This window comes from Ancylobacter sp. SL191, from assembly GCF_026625645.1.
Taxonomy (GTDB): domain Bacteria; phylum Pseudomonadota; class Alphaproteobacteria; order Rhizobiales; family Xanthobacteraceae; genus Ancylobacter.
In genome coordinates this window covers 2,213,667-2,229,131 of record NZ_CP113056.1, presented here as the reverse complement: position 1 = coordinate 2,229,131, position 15,465 = coordinate 2,213,667, and the positions used below count along the sequence as shown (strand labels likewise).

The following is a 15,465-nucleotide window of genomic DNA, read 5'->3' as shown; positions in this document are numbered from 1 at the left end:
CACCCGGAACAGAGCATGTCAGGGATGCGAGGAGGTCGGCGACGCAGGGGCGGGCCGACCTCCTGCGCGATCAGCAGGCGCTCTTCGTGCCGCGCCAGACATTCATGTAGTGGCAGGCGAAGCCGTTGCTGGGGATGAACTCGTTCTTGTCGCCGCCTTCCTTGTCCACGTTCTCACGGGTGACCAGGTAGACCGGCTGCACGAACTTCGCCGGCCCCTCGCCGGCCATGGCGCGGACGACGCTGTCGATGGCTTGGTAACCGAAGAGCGTCGAGGGCTCGGGAACGGTCGCGACCTCGTATTCGCCCTTGCGGATCATGTCATAGGCCGAGGGCGGGCCATCGGCACCGACCAGCCGAACCTTGGACGGGCTGACACCCGACGCGCGGAGCGCCGAGGCGATATAGGGATAGAAATTGTCGCAGCAGGTCGTGCCCCACCAGTCGTCACCGTAATTGGCAATGACGCCGGAGATGACCGAAGGAATCCGCTTGGTCTGGTCGGCGATCGGAATGTTGATCATCTCCAGGAACTTGCAGCCCTCGCAGTTCTTCACCGGCTCGGTCGCGGCCTGAGCCTTGAGGCGGGCGATGGCGAAGCTGTTGTCCAGGAAGTGCAGCAGGCGCGCCTTGCCCTCGGACTTGGCGATCACATAAGCCGCCTGCGCCGCGCCGATCTCCACCGGATCGGAGCCGATGTTCATGAACAGGCTCGTCTCGGGATCCGGTCCGGGAAAGGCTGACGAATGAATGCCGATGACCGGAATGCCCGCGTCGACCGCCTGCTTGATCGGCCCCTGCAGGGCGCTTGCATCGGCCGAGGTGACAATGGCGGCCGGCTTCATCGCGACCGCCTGCTGCATGGCGGAGAGCGTGCCGGTGACCGTGCCCTTGCCGTTCAGCGTCACGGCCTTCCAGCCCAACGCTTCCGCAGCCTCGGTGACGCCACGGCCCCAATTGACGAAGGAAACGTAGGACTGGTCGGCTGAGACATAGACGACAGTGACGGCTTCCTTGGTCGCCAGCGGGCCGGTGGTCGGGCCCTTCCATTCGGTCTGGGGGCCGGTCCGCGCCGCGACGATGGCCTTGGCCTCGTCGAGGCTCATCGTCTTCATGACTTCCGATTTCGGCCACGCATCGAACGGCTTAGCGCGAGTCTCAGCGGACGCCGCGTGTATCGCCCCGCCGAGGCCAACGGCGATACCGACGGCGAAAAAGGCCGAGCGCAAGCGCCGCAGCCCGAGACCGGGCGCGTTGAAGGCACCTTCCATGTCATTTCCTCCTGATGCGCCGCGCGTGTCTTGTGCACACTCCGGCGGCCACGGAAATCGCGGCTGTCAACTGGTATGACAGGTCGATAGGTCGACCGTCAAGAGCCGCATGAGGGCGACGGATCGGTGTTTTGGTGTGTGCCGGCGCCCACAAAGGAAAGGGCCATACGGAGCTCCTGACGCTTAAGAAGGCGCGCCGGGCCGGAAGCGACGGAGACCAGAGATAGAGGCGCAACCTAGGCGCCCGTCAGGCGACCGCCATGCTGTTGAAGCGCCGGCCACTTTGTTGCTGAGGGTGGCGCCATGGTCATGCGCCGCGATTTCAGGCGTGACGCTCCTGCCGCAGCACGCTGCCCGGCACGGTGATCGTCTGTGGGTCAGTCCGTGGCCGATTGGTGCACAGGTCGATCTACGTGCCATTCGGCATGGAATCTCGAGCGCGAGAATGCCGTCCGCGAAGGCCTCGATCACCTTGTCCTCGACCGTGCCAGAATGGTCGCGGTTGAAGATGGCGTAGACGAAGGCCTTATCGATCGGCCGGCGCCTGCCGGCGGGAAAGTCAGGCAGCTTCTTACGCCGGTTCTCCAGCGTGTGATTCCCCCTGCCGGTCCACACGAAGACATCAAGTGCGAGGCGCTTCATCCATTCGAGCACTGGGACGCCGCACTGCATCAGGCCATTGCCGAGGCGACGCACAACCCGCTCATCGTCGCCATCTACGCCACGATCACCGGCGCGCGTGAATTGGCGGAATGGGGCGAACTCAAGCGGCTGAACATCACCGCCGAGCGCCGCGACGCCTATCGCCATGAGCACCGTGAGATTGTTGCCGCCCTGCGCGCCCACGACGGGCGAACGGCGGAAGCCGCGCTGACCGCCCACCTTCTTCGCGTGCGGCGCAACCTCCTCGGCGAGTGACATGCGGCCTCAAGAGGGCGGTGTCAGGCCGGCGCTGGGCGCCTTGCGCGCGTCCTCGGCCGGGATACCCACGAGAATATCGAGGCTTGCCTGCAGCACGGCGGGTTCGATGTGGCGGGCAATGACGACGAGCCGGGTGCTGTGATCCTCGCTCGGCCATGCCAGCAAACGGACTGGCGGGTGCAGCAGTTCACGCACCGCGTGAACCACCAGCGGCGTCTCCTCGCCGGCGAGAGCGACGATGCCCTTCATCCGCAGGAGATCGCCGCCACGCAGCGATAGCAGCGCCCGGAGCCATAGACGCAGTGCCTCGCGCGCCACCGGGCGGTCCAGTGTGACGGCGAAGGCGCGGATATCGGTGTCATGCGGCGGGGACTGGCTGCCCGCACGGGTCGATGCAAAGGCCTGTTCGTTCAGCCAGCGTAAGACATCGTCCTGCGCGCGCGCCGGGGCATCCGGTACCAGATCGAACAGATCCTTGTGGCTGATGGCACCCTCCACCACCGGCACCAGCGCCGCGCCGGGGTTCATCGCGGCCAGCCGCGCCCTCAACGCCACCGTTGTTTCGGCGGGAGCGATGTCGGCCTTCGTCAGCAGCAGGATGTCCGCCAGGGCGACCTGATGGCGCGCCTCGGCGAAGTCGTCGAGCTGGCCTGCGCCATTCACCGCATCCACCGTCGTCACCACCGCGCGCAGCACGAAACGCTCGACGAGGCTACGCTCCGTGAGGAAGGTGTGAACCAGTGCCGCCGGGTCGGCGAGGCCGGTGGTCTCGATGGCGACGCGCGTGAAGGGCGGCAGCAGGCCTTGGCGCACCTTGGCATCGAGGTCGTCCAGCGTATCGACGAGATCGCCCCGCACGGTGCAGCAGATGCAGCCGCTCTGCAGCACAACCGCATTCTCGATGGCGCTCTCGACGAGGAGATGGTCGATGGCCACATCGCCGAACTCGTTGATGATGACCGCCGTCTGCGCCATGCCGGGATCGCGCAGCAAATGGTTCAGCAGCGTGCTCTTGCCGCTGCCGAGGAAGCCGGTGACCAGAAGGACGGGAACAGGGGGCACCGGGTCGCTCCCGCCCTCAGATGTCGAGTTCCAGAATGTAGAGGCCGCCAATATGCCGGTCGGCGCAATAGACGAGGCCGGTTTCGTCGGCATAGACCTCGTTGATCTGGATCGCCGGCACGCGGGCCTTGGGCGGCGCGGCGGGCACGAAGGCGGCCACTTCGCGGGGGCGCAGCGGATCGCTGATGTCGTGCACGCGCAGCCCGCCATTGAACAGCGTCGAGAAGATCAGCGTCTCGGACTGTAGCGCCGTGTCGCGCGGCGGGTTCTCATGCACGTTATGGCAGCCGAAGCGCCCGCCCTTGCGACCATATTCCTCGATGGGCGGCATCGGCAGCGTGCTGAGCGGCACCGGATTGTCCTCGCGGCGAATATCGAGAAGCCAGGTGAGCTTGGGCCAGTCGAAGCCATTGTCGTGGATGCATTCATGCGTGGCCACCGCGAGGTCGCGGCCGAACAGCGGCATGAGCGTATGCGCGAAGCCCGGGAAAGGCGGGCTCGGGTTGAAGCTTGAGATGACCGTCGGGCGCGACGTGTCGGCAATGTCCATCACGTGGAAGCCGCCATCAATGTAGCCGACATAGGCGCGGTCGGGGCGCGCCGGGTAGATATTGGTGTTGTGGCAGCGAAAGCCGCTGTCGATCGCGAGGCGCTCAGGCGGCGGGGCCTCGTCGCCCTCCGCCGTGCCCGGCAGCCACCACCGCCCGGCCTCGACGGGGCGGGAAGGGTTGCGGACGTCGATGATGCGGTAGGCCTGATCATCGAGCAGATGACGCGGCCTGAAGTCGGCAGCGCCGGCCGCGCAATGAATGAATTCGCCATCGACGAACCAGACCTGATGCACACCGCGCGAATACGGGCCCGAACAGTCGAAGAAGCTGATCGAGCGGGGATTTTCCGGCACGGAGATGTCGAACAGCTCGATGCCTGCCGGCTGCAGGCCGACGCCATAGGTCTGGTAGGCCACCGCCATCAGGTTGCCCGACGTCTCAAGCGAGTTGGAGCGGACCTTGTTGTGCGGCAGCTCGGTCTGCACGATCACGCGCGGGCGGCGGGGATCGGTGACATCGACGCCGGTGAAGTTCTTGGGCGGCCCCTCATGAGCGAGCCACAGGATGCGCCGCCCGTCCGGGGCTCGCTGCAGCGACATGCCCTCGCCGATACCACCGAAGCCGGCAATCGGGTCGTGGCCGATGAGCCGCATCCCCGCGATCAGGTCGATCTTCACATCATCGAGCCGCGTGTGATCGAGCATGGCGTCCTCCGTGTTGCAAACCGTGGCAGCGGCAACCGTCTCGTGCGGTCTGGGGTGCCCGGCCCTGCGATCCTAACCCGGCTATTCGGCCGCCTGCCGCGTGCCGCCGAGAAAATCCGTCACCGCCGCAGTGAAGCCGGCGGCATCCTCCATGTTGCAGAGATGCGCGACGCCCGGCAGCACGGTGAAGGCCCCGTGGGCAGCTGTCGCGCTCATCGCACGCATGACCTCGACCGGCGCCGCCACGTCGTGCTCGCCGGCGACGAACAGAGCCGGTGGCCGCAGGCTCGGCAGGTGACGCAGATAATCGAGCCGCTTCAACGCCTCCGCACAGCCAACATAGCCCGCCGGTGCCGTTGAAAGGATCATCCGCGCCGCTCGATCGACCATCTCGGGCCGGCCCTCACGGGCCTTCGGGGTGAACCAGCGCTCCAGCGTGCCAGGGAGAATAGCGGCGAGACCGCCGCCTTCCACCGCCGCGATGCGCTGATCCCAGCCGGCGATGAAGGGGGGCGGCGCGTCGGCGCGGGCCGCGGCGCAGACGAGGCGGCCGACCCGTTCCGGGTGGCGCAGCCCGACACCCAGCATCGTCATGCCGCCCATGGAGAGTCCGAGAAGATCGGCCCGCGCCGCACCGACCGCGTCCATAGCAGTCAGAAGGTCGTCCACCAGCATGTCGAAGCTGTAGGGCCCGGCCGGCGCCGTGCTGCGGCCATGTCCGCGCGTGTCGTATCGCAAAACACGGTGGCTTCGGGTGAGCGCGGGAAGCTGGTCGTCCCACATGGTCATGTCGGCCGCGAGCGAGTTCGACAGCACCAGCCAGGGCAGATGGGCGGGGCCGTCGACGCAGATGGCGATCTCGGCCTCTCCCGAGCGGATGAACTCCGTTGTCCCCGTCATGGCGTGTCCTCTCCATCGGTCGGAGCGGACGCTAGCGGGCCTGCCCGCCACAGGCGAAACCATATGTTCTTATCCCGCCGATCAGGAATGATGATCGCCCACGCGGCGTCCGTCCGCTCCTGCCGGATTGACAGCGCCCGGCCGGCCGCCGGATCGTGCACCGCCAGTAGGGAGCCACATGACGACGCCCACCGCGACATCGGCCGCTGCCGGCGCCTGCGCACCGGTCAGTCTCCGGGCCTGGCCCTTTCCAGCCGGATCGTCGGCACGCATCGCCTATGGCGCGGAACGGGTTCCCGCCGATGCGAGGGCGCTGACGCACCTGCCCTCCGTCCTTGTCGCGCCCGGCCGGATGCTGCGCCTCAACAGTGAGGCCTTCGAGATGCCGCTGCCGGCGCCCGGCCAGCCTGTCCTCACCATCGAGCAGCGGCTGGCGGATCATCTCCGGCAATTGTCGGGCGGGTGGAACGGCAGCGCCGCGCGGTTCATCGACGGGTACATGGCGCATCTGCGCGCGGTCATCGCCGCCAACCGTCCCGGCATCACCGAGCGGCTGCGGCCTCTGGCGGGCCTGTTCGCGCCGGAGGACGTGCTGTTCTCGGCCCCCCTGCCCTTGCCCCGCGCGCTGCTGCCGCTGGCCGATGACGACGGTGCTGTGCCCTGCCCGGTGGACATGCTGCTCTGGCTCGGCGATGCGGCGCAGTCCGTGCTTTTCACGCCCTCCACCCTGACACCGGGCGCCGAGCGGCGGCGGCGCGAGCGGCTCACGGCCGCCGGCATCGGCCTGTGCGTGATGGGCCCGGCCGATCTTGTCCGTCCCGCCGCCTTTGCTGACCTGCTCGGCGAGGGCGGCCGCACCTTCTGGCGCGACGAGATCCTGCCCGTCGCCCCCGGCGCCCCACGCCTGCCTGACTTCTGAACGTCGGAGCGGGCGCTGCCCCTGCGGATTCAACCGGCGCGCGGCGGCATCCGCCCGCCGGTGCCGCCGCGCCGGCCGTGATGATGCGGGTGGCAGCATTCACAAACGTATTTGATCAACCCATACCGATATGTACTTGGTACATGTCGAGATGACATGAGTATCTTCATACATCTATTTCATAATAACTTGACAACTCCGTAACGGCACCCTCTCCTGAACGAACAAGACGTCAAAAGACGCTGTGCCATTACAAGCCTGGGAAGGAACGCCACATGACCCACGCATCTATCGCGCGGCCGTTTCGCCTTTGTCTGAAACGCGCCGCTTTCGCGCTGACGTTCGGCGCGGCCACCCTGCTCGCCCCCGCCGGCGTGATGGCGCAGGGCGCCCCCACCGGCCCCATCGAGATCACCACCGGCACCAGCCCTGGCGGCACGCCGGACGTGCTGATGCGCCGCGCCGCCAAGATCCTGAATGAGCAGAAGATCATCACCAACCCGCTGGTGGTGCAGAACCGCACCGGCGGCTCCTGGATGGTCGCGGCCAATTTCGTGATGGGCAAGACGGGCGACCGCAATGTCGTGCTGTGCATCGCCCAGCCCATTCTGACCACCCCGATCACCCAGGGTCTGCCGACGCTCTATGACAAGCTGACGCCGATCAGCATGTTCATTCAGGGCGATCTCGTTCTTGTCGTCCAGGCGAGCTCGCCGGTGAAGGACATGAAGCAGTTGGTCGAACTGGCCGCGCAGCGCGAACGCTCGGTGAAGGTCGCCGGCGCTCAGTCGGGCTCCACCGACCACATGGTGGCAGGCCTCGTGGAGAAGGCCGGCAAGATCAAGCTCAACTACGTGCCCTTCGACGGCGGCGGCGCGGCGCAAGCCGCCTTCCTCGGCGGCAATGTCGACTTCATGACGCTTACGCCCTCCGAGGCGCTGCCGCTGGTGAAGAGCGGCAAGGCGCGCATCGTCGCCATCCTCGCCACCGAGCGGCGCACCGAGCCGGAGCTCAAGGACATCCCGACCGCGCGGGAGCAGGGCTATGACGTGGTGTGGGGTCAGGCCTGGGGCCTCGCCGGCCCGCCCGGCCTCGACGCCGCCACCGTCAAGTTCTGGGACGATGCCATCGCCAAGCTGGTGGCCAACCCGGAATGGCAGACCAGCCTCAAGGAGAACTTTCTGCGCAGCCGGATGATCCCCGCTGCCGAGGTGAAGCCCTACATGCAGAAGCTGCATGACGAGCATCTCGCCTTGCTGCGCGACCTCGGTCTCGCCAAGCAGCCCGCGGTGCAGTGAACCGAGGCGGGCCGGGGGTGACCTGGCCCGCGCCTCGTTTTCGCGGGGGATCGCCATGCGCATGACCAATTACGTCGCCGCCGTCGCGCTGCTCGCCCTGTCGGTGGTGGTGCTCGCCGGAACCTGGAACCTGCCCTACTGGGCGGACTTCGCGCCGGGCTCGGCCTTTGCTCCCTTCTGGGTGGCCGCGATCGGCATCGCGCTATCCATCGCGCTGTTCATCGCCACCTGGCTGCAGGATGAGACGGAGCCGCATAGTTTCCCCGACCGGCACGGCCTCCTGCGGGTCGGCGGGCTCGTGGCCGCGCTCTGGCTGATGGTGCTGCTCATTCCGCTGACCGGCTTCATCGTCGCCGGAGTGCTCTTCTGCCTGTTCCTGCTGCTCGGCATCGAGCGGCGGCCGCTGCTGCCGAGCCTGTTCACCACGGCGGTCATCACCGGCCTCGTCTATGGCGTGTTCATCGCCTGGCTCGGCATCGCGCTGCCCACGGGCGCGTTCGGCATCTGAAGCTCGGAGGCTCCCATGGACGCGCTCGCTTCCCTCGCCCAAGGCTTCGCCGTGGCGCTGACACCCACGAATCTGTTGTTCGTCTTCATCGGCGTCACGCTCGGCCAGCTTATCGGCGCGCTGCCCGGCATCGGCCCGTCCGCCGGCATGGCTCTGCTGCTGCCGGTGACCTTCGGGCTGGAGCCGGTCACCGCCCTCGTGATGCTCTCGGGCATCATGTATGGCGGCATGTATGGCGGCACGCTCACTTCGGTGTTGGTCAATGTGCCCGGCGAAGCTGCCAGCGTGATGACGGCGGTCGATGGCAACCAGCTCGCGAAACAGGGGCGCGCTGGACAGGCGCTCGCCGCCGCCGCGATCGGCTCCTTTCTGGCCGGCATCGGGGCGGTGACGGCTCTGGTTTTCCTGACACCGGCGCTGAGCGAGTTCGCCCTCGGCTTTTCCGCGCCGGAATATTTCCTGCTTGCGCTCCTCGGCATCACCGCCACCGCCAGTCTCGGAACCGGCTCGGCGGTGAAGGCGATGATCGGGGCGGCGCTGGGGCTCATCATCGCGCTGGTCGGCACCGACCCGATCCAGGGCACCTCGCGCCTCACCTTCGGCTCGCTGGACCTGCTGGAGGGGATCGACTTCCTGCCCGTCGCCATCGGCGTGTTCGGCATCGCCGAAATTCTCGTCTCGATGGAACAGACGCAGGCCAGTCAGGCAGTGCGTACCCGGCTGCGCGACATGTGGCTCACCCGCCGCGACTGGCTGGAATGCCGGATGGCAATGCTGCGCGGCGGCACGCTTGGCTTCGTCGTCGGGCTGATGCCCGGCGCGGGGCCAACGGTCGCGGCGCTGATGGCCTATGTGCTGGAAAAGAAGGTCAGTCCGCATCCCGAGCGCTTCGGCCACGGCGCGCTCGACGGGCTCGCCGCGGCAGAATCGGCCAACAACTCCGCCGCCCATGGCGCGATGGTGCCAATGCTGGCGCTGGGGATTCCCGGTTCGGCCTCGACCGCCGTGCTGCTGGCGGCGCTGGTGCTGCTCGGCATCCGCCCCGGCCCGATGCTGCTGACCGAACAGGCCGACCTCGTCTGGGGGCTCATCGCCTCCATGTTCATCGGCAATGTCATCCTGCTGGTGATGAACTTGCCGCTGGCCCCGCTCTTCGCCAGCGTGCTGCGCATTCCCTATTCCTATCTGGTGCCGGGCATCCTCATCGTCTCGCTGGTCGGCGCCTATGCGATCAGCCTCAGCCTGTTCAATGTCGGGCTGACCCTGTTCTTCGGCATGGTCGGCTATCTGATGATCCGGGCCGACATTCCCCGCGCGCCGCTGGTGCTGGCCGTGGTGCTGGCGCCGCTGATGGAAAGCTCGCTGCGCCAGAGCCTCATGCTGTCAGAGGGCAGCGCCGCCATCTTCGTGCAGCGCCCGCTCGCCGCCGTGCTGACGCTGATGATGATCGGCTCGCTGGCACTCCCGCTCTTCGGCTTCTTCCTCGCCCGCCGCGCGGCGCGCCGCGCCGGCGTGAGCGAGGCCCTCTCCCACTCCTCCGACTAGGGTTCGCGCATGAGCTTCTCCCCTGTCATCGACGTCCACGCTCATATCCTCACCGAGGAGATGATGGCCCGGATGCGCCGCGAGGCGCCTGAGATCGGCCCGACGCTCACCGAGGTGGACGCTGAAGGCGGCGTGCTGACCGTGGGCGACATCGTCCAGCGGCCTTTTCCGCGTGGCGGCTGGGATCTCGACCGACGGCTCGCCGATCTGGACATCGCCGGCTTCGATCTGCAGGTGCTGTCAAACTGCCCGCAGACCTTCCTCTATGAGCGCGACGCGGCGCTCACGGGCGCGCTGTGCCAGATCCAGAACGAGGCAATCGCCGAGCTGGTGGCACGCCATCCCGACCGTTTCCTCGGCATCGCCACGCTGCCGATGCAGGATCCCGCCCGTGCGGCGGACGAACTGCGACGCGCCGTGACCCGGCTGGGGCTGAAGGGCGCGCAGATCGGCTCGCATATTGAGGGCCGCAATCTCGACCATCCCGCGCTGGAGCCGGTCTGGGCAACGGCGGCCGAGCTCGGCGCCTTCATCCTCATTCACCCGCAGAAGGCGGCCGCGGGGGACCGCACGAAGGAGTTCTACCTCAAGAACCTCATCGGCAACCCGCTGGAGACCACCATCGCCGCCGCCTCGCTGGTGTTCGGCGGGGTGCTGGAACGCTACCCGGACCTGCGCATCTGCCTCGTGCATGGCGGCGGCTTCCTGCCCTTCCAGACCGGTCGGATGATCCATGGCTGGAAGGAGCGGCCGGAATGCCGGCGCTTCATCACGGAGAGCCCCGAGGTCTCCATCCGGCGGCTGTATTTCGACACGCTGACCCATTTCGGCCCGGCGTTGCGCTACCTCACCGACACGTTCGCCGCCGACCATGTGCTGCTCGGCTCGGACTACCCTTTCGACATGGGCACGCTGGAAGGCGCCCGGCAGGTGCGCGCGGCAGGGCTCGACCGGCCGGCCGAGGAGGCGATCCTCGGGCGCACCGCCGGGGCCTGGTTCGGGATCAAGGCCGCAGCCGGCGCGGCAGCTGATGCGTGAGCCGCAGAAGGAGACGCCCATGAGCACACCCGCCATCCTGCGCCCGAGCGAACTGCCGGTCACCGAGCGTGGCGGCGGCGCGCGCACGGTGCGCCTCGTCACCGCCGATATCGGCTCCCAGCGCCTGCTCAACGGCATCACCCGCTTCGGGCCCGGAGCCAGCATCCCGCTGCACAGCCATAATTGCGAGGAAAGCGTCATCATACTCGAGGGTGACGCGGTGTTCGAGATCGACGGCGTGACGCATGAACTGACGCGGCACGACACGACCTGGATCCCGCCGGACGTCCCGCACCGTTTCCGTAACGCCTCCGACAGCGCGCCGCTGGCCATTTTCTGGACCTATGCGGACATCGCCGCCACCCGCACCATCGCGGCGACCGGCGAAACCCGTTCCATCGCCTCCGAACATGCCAGGGAGAAGTCATGAACGCCCTCGCCCAGCCTCTCCCTCCCACCAGCGCTCCCCTCGCCGCCCCGGCGCTTCGAGGTCTGATCGCCGATGCCATGCGCGCCTGCGGCTTGCCGCTGGCCGATGCCGAGCGGGTCGCCGAGTTGATGGTCGAGGCGGATCTCACCGGCGCCGACGGTCACGGCATCTTCCGGCTGGCGCAATATGTCCGCCGGCTGCGCGGCGGGGCTGTCAATCCGCAGCCAGCGATCGAGGTGGAGCGCAGCGGGCCGGGCGTGGCGCTGGTCGATGGCGACAATGGCATGGGCCATCTGGTGATGAGCCGAGCGGCCGAGACTGCCGCGCATCTCGCGCGCGAGATCGGCGTCGCCTGGGTGGGCGTGCGCCGGTCCAACCATGCCGGCCCCGCCGCGCTTTACGTCGATATGCTCGCCCGGCGGGGGCTGGTCGGTATCTATTCGGTGGTGGCGAGTTCCAACCACATGGCGGCCTGGGGCGGCACGACCTCGCTGCTCGGCACCAACCCGCTCGCGATCGCCATTCCCGCCGGTGAGAACGCGCCGCCGGTGCTGCTCGACATCGCCACCACGGTGGTTTCCTACGGCACGATCAAGAAGCATGCGCTGAACGGCATGCCGATGCCCGAAGGCTGGCTGGTGAGCAAGCAAGACGGCACGCCGATCACCGATCCGGCGCGCAGCAGCGAGGGAATGCTGCTGCCGATTGGCGGCTATAAGGGCTCGGGCCTCGCGCTTATGCTCGGCCTGCTCGCCGGCACGCTGAACGGCGCCGCCTTCGGCAGCGGGGTGGTTGATTTCAACGCCGACTCCAGCACCGAGACCAATACCGGCCATTTCATCCTGGCGCTGGATGTCGCCCGCTTCATGCCGCTGGAGACGTTCACCGCGGTGATGCGCCGCCAGCTCGACGAGTTGCGCAACGATACGCCGCTGCCGGGGACGGAGGGTGTGCGCATCCCCGGTGACCGCCGCGCGGCATTGCGGGAGGCCCGCCTGAAGGATGGCGTGCCGATCGCCCCGCCGCTGCGTCGGCAGCTCGACGAACTTGCCGCCGCCCTCGCCATTCCTCCGCTTGCCAGCCGCATCTGAACGCAGGAGACCGCCATGCCAGCCTCTGCCAATTCCGCATCCGAGGGCCGCGCCACCATCAATGAGGGCGCGTTCAAGGCCGGCAACGGCGCCTATCTGTTCCAGCTCGACGCGCTCTCCGCCATTGAAGGCGGGCCGGGCTATTCCACGGCGATTGGCAGCGTGGTGGAGGGCATCCGCACCCAATGCGGATTGATGCGCAAGGCGCGCGGCACCGGCGCCCGCCCGCACTCCCATCCCAATGAACAGTGGAACTATGTCGTGCAGGGGCGCCTGCGCGTGAATATTGAGGGCGAGCCGGAGCGCATCGCCGGGCCGGGCACGCTGATCTATTTCCCGCCGGGCGTGATCCACTCCACCGTCGCACTACCCGAAGAGGACGTGGTGTTCTTCGTGGTCAAGGACACCACCCACGGCATTGCCGGCAAGGCCGCAGACGGCACGATGAGCGGCGGGCACTACGACACGCCGGCTTCCTCATAGACACCGGCGTGGGGGCCCCAGACGCGGCCGATCCGCTCCGTCTCCTGGCCGAGCACATCGAGAAAGGCGGCGGCGGCGGGCTGCAGCGGCCGCCGCGCCGGCTCGATCAGCATGAGATCCATGCCGAGCGGCGGATCGGCGATCGGATTGACCGCAAAACGGCGGGGTGACTGCGTGCCCTGCCGACGCCGACCCATGCCGTCGACCTCCGGGGCCATCATCAGGCCGGGCAGGATCGCCACCCAGTCAGTGGAGGCGATGAAATCGAGCGTGCCCATCATCGCGTCGAGCTCGAGGCGCCGCTCGACGCCGACGCGATTGGAGGCGAGATAGGTCTCGATATTGGCGCGGCGGGCATTCTGCATGCCGGGCACCACCAGCTTGAGCGGACCGAGTTCGGCCAGCCGCATCGGGTGCAGATGCTCGCGCCCCGCCGTGGCACTGGAGACCAGCACCTCGGGCGTGTAGGCGAAGCGCGTCGTGCGCACTCCCACCATGCCGGTCGAGGCCGGCACGATGGCGAAGTCGAGGTCGCCCGCCCGTATCTGCTGGGTCAGATTGGCCGAATAGGCCTCGACGATACGCACCACCACATTGGGATGCTCCACGACGAAGCGCGCCAGCGCCGGCGCCAGCACCGAGCGCGTCATGGTGGGCATCAGACCGACCACCAGCTCGCCGTCGAATCCGGCGCCGAACCGGCCGAGCGAGCGGTTGGCCATCTCGTTGAGACGCAGCAGCTCGATGCAGTGGCGGTAATAGTTCTCGCCCGCCGGCGTCGGCTGCACCGTGCCGCCGCCACGCACGAACAGCTTCACGCCGAAGCGGTCCTCGATCTTGCGGATATGCTGGGAGACGCCGGATTGGGTCGCGTTCTCCCGAGTCGCGGCGGCGGTAAAAGAGCGCTCCTCATAGGTCGCCACGAACAGACGCACATCGCGCAGGGTCTCGCTCATCGCCATCATCTTTCCTGATTGAGGCGAGCAGATCATATCATTTCTACAGCGACGGCGGCATCCCTAAGCTCAATCCCATGAGCGAGCACGTCATCACCTTCGCATCACGCGACGATCACGGGCACTTTCGGCGGGCGCTGGGCCGCTTCGCCACGGGGGTCACCATCGTCACCACCCGAACGCTTGGGGGGAAGCTTGAGGGCCTCACCGCCAACAGCTTCTCCTCAGTGTCCCTCGACCCGCCGCTGGTGCTCTGGAGCCTGCGGCGCGAGGCCCCCTCGCTGGCCAGCTTCACCGCCGCCGGCCATTTCGCGGTGAACGTACTCGGCACCCACCAGACCCATCTGTGCCGGCACTTCGCGACGCCGCATCCCGACAAGTTCGGCGATGTACCGCACGCCATCGGCGAGCACGGCTCGCCGCTGATCGAGGGCGCCATCGCGCGTTTCGAGTGCCGAACGGAGCAGGTCATCGAGGCGGGCGACCACCTCATCTTCATCGGCCGGGTGCTGCGCGCCGCCCATCGCGACGGCGAGCCGCTGATCTACGCGACGGGGGCGCTGTGCAGCCCCGCCGTCCTGCCGATCCCGCCGTCAACTGCCGCCTCCCCTGCGGCCACGCCCGTCCCTGCCCCTTCCGCGAACCGGGAACGCGCCTCATGAAACTCGGCTTCTTCACCATGCCGATCCACCCGCTGCACCGCAGTCTCACCGAGACGCTGCAGGAGGATCGCGACTTCTGCCTCATCGCCGAGAAGCTGGGCTTCTGCGAGGGGTTCTTCGGCGAGCATGTCACCGACGGCGCGGAGACCATCACCTCCTCGCTGATCTTCATCGCCTGGCTGCTCAACGAGACGACGACGATCAAGCTCGGCTCGGGCACCATCAACCTGCCCAACCAGCACCCCGCCCGCGTCGCCGGCGAGGTCGCCATGCTCGATCACATGGCGCAGGGCCGCTACATCATGGGCATCAGCCCCGGCGGACTGCTCTCCGACGCCGAGGTATTCGGCAATCTCGACAAGAACCGCACCGAGATGTTCGTCGAGGCGATCGACCACATTCTTGGCATCTGGTCGGACGAGGCGCCCTACAAGCGCGTGGGCCAGCACTGGACGATCACAACCGAACGCACTTTCATCCCGGCGCTGGGCCAGGGGCTGATGCACAAGCCCTATCAGCGCCCGCATCCACCCATCGTCATCACCGCCGTCGCCCCCTTCTCCAAGGGCGTGACGGAGGCGGCACAGCGCGGCTGGGAGCCGATTTCCGCCAATTTCCTGCTGCCGGTCTGGGTGAAGACCCACTGGCCGAAATATGTCGAGGGCTGCCAGAAGGCTGGCCGTCCGGCGGATCCCGCGAACTGGCGTGTCGCCAAGAGCATCTTCGTCGCCGACGATCTGGCCACCGCCCGGCGCTACGCCACCGAGCCGGGCAGCCCCTACCATGCCTATTACAATTCGCTGGCGACCAAGCTGGTGGGCAATGGGCGCGCCAATCTGTTCAAGCGCGACCCATCCGCGCCGGACAGTTCGGTCACCGTCGACAGCGTGCTGGCCGATCTTGTGATCTGGGGCACGCCGGACAAGGTGGCGGACGAGCTTGCCGCGTTCCAGGATGAGATCGGCGAGTTCGGCACGCTGCTCTATGCCGGTCACGATTGGGCGGACCGCACGCTCGCCATCCGCTCCATGGAGTTGATGGCCGAGAAGGTGATGCCCGCCGTGAATGCCGGCCGGCACTCCGCCGCTGCCGAATGACACCGACAAGCAACAGCCGCCGGGACAGGC

General features: G+C 67.6%; 16 protein-coding genes. 11 read left to right on the top strand and 5 right to left on the bottom strand.

Annotation, left to right across the window (positions count from 1 at the left end; all coding sequences use genetic code 11):
• Positions 1-70: 70 nt before the first annotated feature.
• Positions 71-1,114 carry a substrate-binding domain-containing protein gene (locus tag OU996_RS10045; RefSeq protein ID WP_267585454.1) on the bottom strand — a complete coding sequence of 348 codons (1,044 nt, stop codon included), beginning with the start codon at positions 1,112-1,114 and terminating at the stop codon, positions 71-73.
• A 648-nt stretch (positions 1,115-1,762) separates the two neighbouring features.
• On the opposite strand from OU996_RS10045, the gene OU996_RS10040 reads away from it, so the two are divergent.
• Positions 1,763-2,188 carry a FadR/GntR family transcriptional regulator gene (locus OU996_RS10040; protein WP_267585453.1) on the top strand — a complete coding sequence of 142 codons (426 nt, stop codon included), beginning with the start codon at positions 1,763-1,765 and terminating at the stop codon, positions 2,186-2,188.
• 9 nt (positions 2,189-2,197) lie between these two features.
• On the opposite strand, the gene OU996_RS10035 is transcribed toward OU996_RS10040, so the two are convergent.
• The 3 genes from OU996_RS10035 to OU996_RS10025 all read right to left on the bottom strand — a co-directional run bounded on the left by OU996_RS10035 (position 2,198) and on the right by OU996_RS10025 (position 5,408).
• Positions 2,198-3,253 (bottom strand): CobW family GTP-binding protein, encoded by a 1,056-nt coding sequence (locus OU996_RS10035; protein WP_267585452.1) that lies wholly within the window; start codon positions 3,251-3,253, stop codon positions 2,198-2,200.
• A gap of 16 nt (positions 3,254-3,269) precedes the next feature.
• Complete coding sequence (locus OU996_RS10030) at positions 3,270-4,508, bottom strand: LVIVD repeat-containing protein (RefSeq protein WP_267585451.1); 1,239 nt, start codon at positions 4,506-4,508, stop codon at positions 3,270-3,272.
• A gap of 81 nt (positions 4,509-4,589) precedes the next feature.
• On the bottom strand, positions 4,590-5,408 hold the full coding sequence (locus OU996_RS10025; RefSeq protein WP_267585450.1) for an alpha/beta fold hydrolase: 819 nt from the start codon (positions 5,406-5,408) through the stop codon (positions 4,590-4,592).
• Between the two features lie 178 nt (positions 5,409-5,586).
• Here OU996_RS10025 and OU996_RS10020 point away from each other — a divergent pair, with 178 nt between their 5' ends.
• From OU996_RS10020 to OU996_RS09985, 8 genes are all read left to right on the top strand, one after another.
• On the top strand, positions 5,587-6,327 hold the full coding sequence (locus tag OU996_RS10020) for a hypothetical protein (RefSeq protein WP_267585449.1): 741 nt from the start codon (positions 5,587-5,589) through the stop codon (positions 6,325-6,327).
• Between the two features lie 275 nt (positions 6,328-6,602).
• A complete protein-coding gene (locus tag OU996_RS10015) occupies positions 6,603-7,625 on the top strand; it encodes a Bug family tripartite tricarboxylate transporter substrate binding protein (protein WP_267585448.1) in 1,023 nt (340 codons plus the stop codon).
• 61 nt (positions 7,626-7,686) lie between these two features.
• Positions 7,687-8,133 carry a tripartite tricarboxylate transporter TctB family protein gene (locus OU996_RS10010; protein ID WP_267585447.1) on the top strand — a complete coding sequence of 149 codons (447 nt, stop codon included), beginning with the start codon at positions 7,687-7,689 and terminating at the stop codon, positions 8,131-8,133.
• 15 nt (positions 8,134-8,148) lie between these two features.
• Positions 8,149-9,678: a tripartite tricarboxylate transporter permease gene (locus OU996_RS10005; protein ID WP_267585446.1), complete on the top strand. Its 1,530-nt coding sequence runs from the start codon at positions 8,149-8,151 to the stop codon at positions 9,676-9,678.
• A 9-nt stretch (positions 9,679-9,687) separates the two neighbouring features.
• A complete protein-coding gene (locus tag OU996_RS10000) occupies positions 9,688-10,716 on the top strand; it encodes an amidohydrolase family protein (protein ID WP_267585445.1) in 1,029 nt (342 codons plus the stop codon).
• Between the two features lie 19 nt (positions 10,717-10,735).
• Entirely contained in the window at positions 10,736-11,146 is a 411-nt protein-coding gene (locus OU996_RS09995) for a cupin domain-containing protein (protein ID WP_267585444.1), read from the top strand.
• On the top strand, positions 11,143-12,237 hold the full coding sequence (locus tag OU996_RS09990; protein WP_267585443.1) for an Ldh family oxidoreductase: 1,095 nt from the start codon (positions 11,143-11,145) through the stop codon (positions 12,235-12,237). Before OU996_RS09995 ends, OU996_RS09990 begins: the two co-directional genes overlap by 4 nt.
• A gap of 15 nt (positions 12,238-12,252) precedes the next feature.
• Entirely contained in the window at positions 12,253-12,720 is a 468-nt protein-coding gene (locus OU996_RS09985; RefSeq protein ID WP_267585442.1) for a cupin domain-containing protein, read from the top strand.
• Here OU996_RS09985 and OU996_RS09980 read toward each other — a convergent pair.
• The gene (locus tag OU996_RS09980) at positions 12,696-13,676 is read right to left on the bottom strand and encodes a LysR family transcriptional regulator (protein ID WP_267585441.1); all 981 of its coding nucleotides are present in this window, start codon (positions 13,674-13,676) and stop codon (positions 12,696-12,698) included. The genes OU996_RS09985 and OU996_RS09980 overlap by 25 nt on opposite strands.
• A gap of 77 nt (positions 13,677-13,753) precedes the next feature.
• On the opposite strand from OU996_RS09980, the gene OU996_RS09975 reads away from it, so the two are divergent.
• Together OU996_RS09975 and OU996_RS09970 are read left to right on the top strand one after the other, a co-directional pair.
• Positions 13,754-14,338, top strand: a complete 585-nt coding sequence (locus OU996_RS09975) for a flavin reductase family protein (RefSeq protein ID WP_267585440.1) — start codon at positions 13,754-13,756, stop codon at positions 14,336-14,338.
• A complete protein-coding gene (locus OU996_RS09970) occupies positions 14,335-15,435 on the top strand; it encodes an LLM class flavin-dependent oxidoreductase (protein WP_267585439.1) in 1,101 nt (366 codons plus the stop codon). Before OU996_RS09975 ends, OU996_RS09970 begins: the two co-directional genes overlap by 4 nt.
• The last annotated feature ends 30 nt before the right edge of the window (positions 15,436-15,465 follow it).

Coding starts and splice junctions, on each gene's coding strand:
- OU996_RS10045 (WP_267585454.1), bottom strand. CDS start 1,114: ATGAAGACGATGAGCCTCGACGAGGCCAAGGCCATCGTCGCGGCGCGG.
- OU996_RS10040 (WP_267585453.1), top strand. CDS start 1,763: ATGGTCGCGGTTGAAGATGGCGTAGACGAAGGCCTTATCGATCGGCCG.
- OU996_RS10030 (WP_267585451.1), bottom strand. CDS start 4,508: ATGCTCGATCACACGCGGCTCGATGATGTGAAGATCGACCTGATCGCG.
- OU996_RS10025 (WP_267585450.1), bottom strand. CDS start 5,408: ATGACGGGGACAACGGAGTTCATCCGCTCGGGAGAGGCCGAGATCGCC.
- OU996_RS10020 (WP_267585449.1), top strand. CDS start 5,587: ATGACGACGCCCACCGCGACATCGGCCGCTGCCGGCGCCTGCGCACCG.
- OU996_RS10015 (WP_267585448.1), top strand. CDS start 6,603: ATGACCCACGCATCTATCGCGCGGCCGTTTCGCCTTTGTCTGAAACGC.
- OU996_RS10010 (WP_267585447.1), top strand. CDS start 7,687: ATGACCAATTACGTCGCCGCCGTCGCGCTGCTCGCCCTGTCGGTGGTG.
- OU996_RS10005 (WP_267585446.1), top strand. CDS start 8,149: ATGGACGCGCTCGCTTCCCTCGCCCAAGGCTTCGCCGTGGCGCTGACA.
- OU996_RS10000 (WP_267585445.1), top strand. CDS start 9,688: ATGAGCTTCTCCCCTGTCATCGACGTCCACGCTCATATCCTCACCGAG.
- OU996_RS09995 (WP_267585444.1), top strand. CDS start 10,736: ATGAGCACACCCGCCATCCTGCGCCCGAGCGAACTGCCGGTCACCGAG.
- OU996_RS09990 (WP_267585443.1), top strand. CDS start 11,143: ATGAACGCCCTCGCCCAGCCTCTCCCTCCCACCAGCGCTCCCCTCGCC.
- OU996_RS09985 (WP_267585442.1), top strand. CDS start 12,253: ATGCCAGCCTCTGCCAATTCCGCATCCGAGGGCCGCGCCACCATCAAT.
- OU996_RS09980 (WP_267585441.1), bottom strand. CDS start 13,676: ATGAGCGAGACCCTGCGCGATGTGCGTCTGTTCGTGGCGACCTATGAG.
- OU996_RS09975 (WP_267585440.1), top strand. CDS start 13,754: ATGAGCGAGCACGTCATCACCTTCGCATCACGCGACGATCACGGGCAC.
- OU996_RS09970 (WP_267585439.1), top strand. CDS start 14,335: ATGAAACTCGGCTTCTTCACCATGCCGATCCACCCGCTGCACCGCAGT.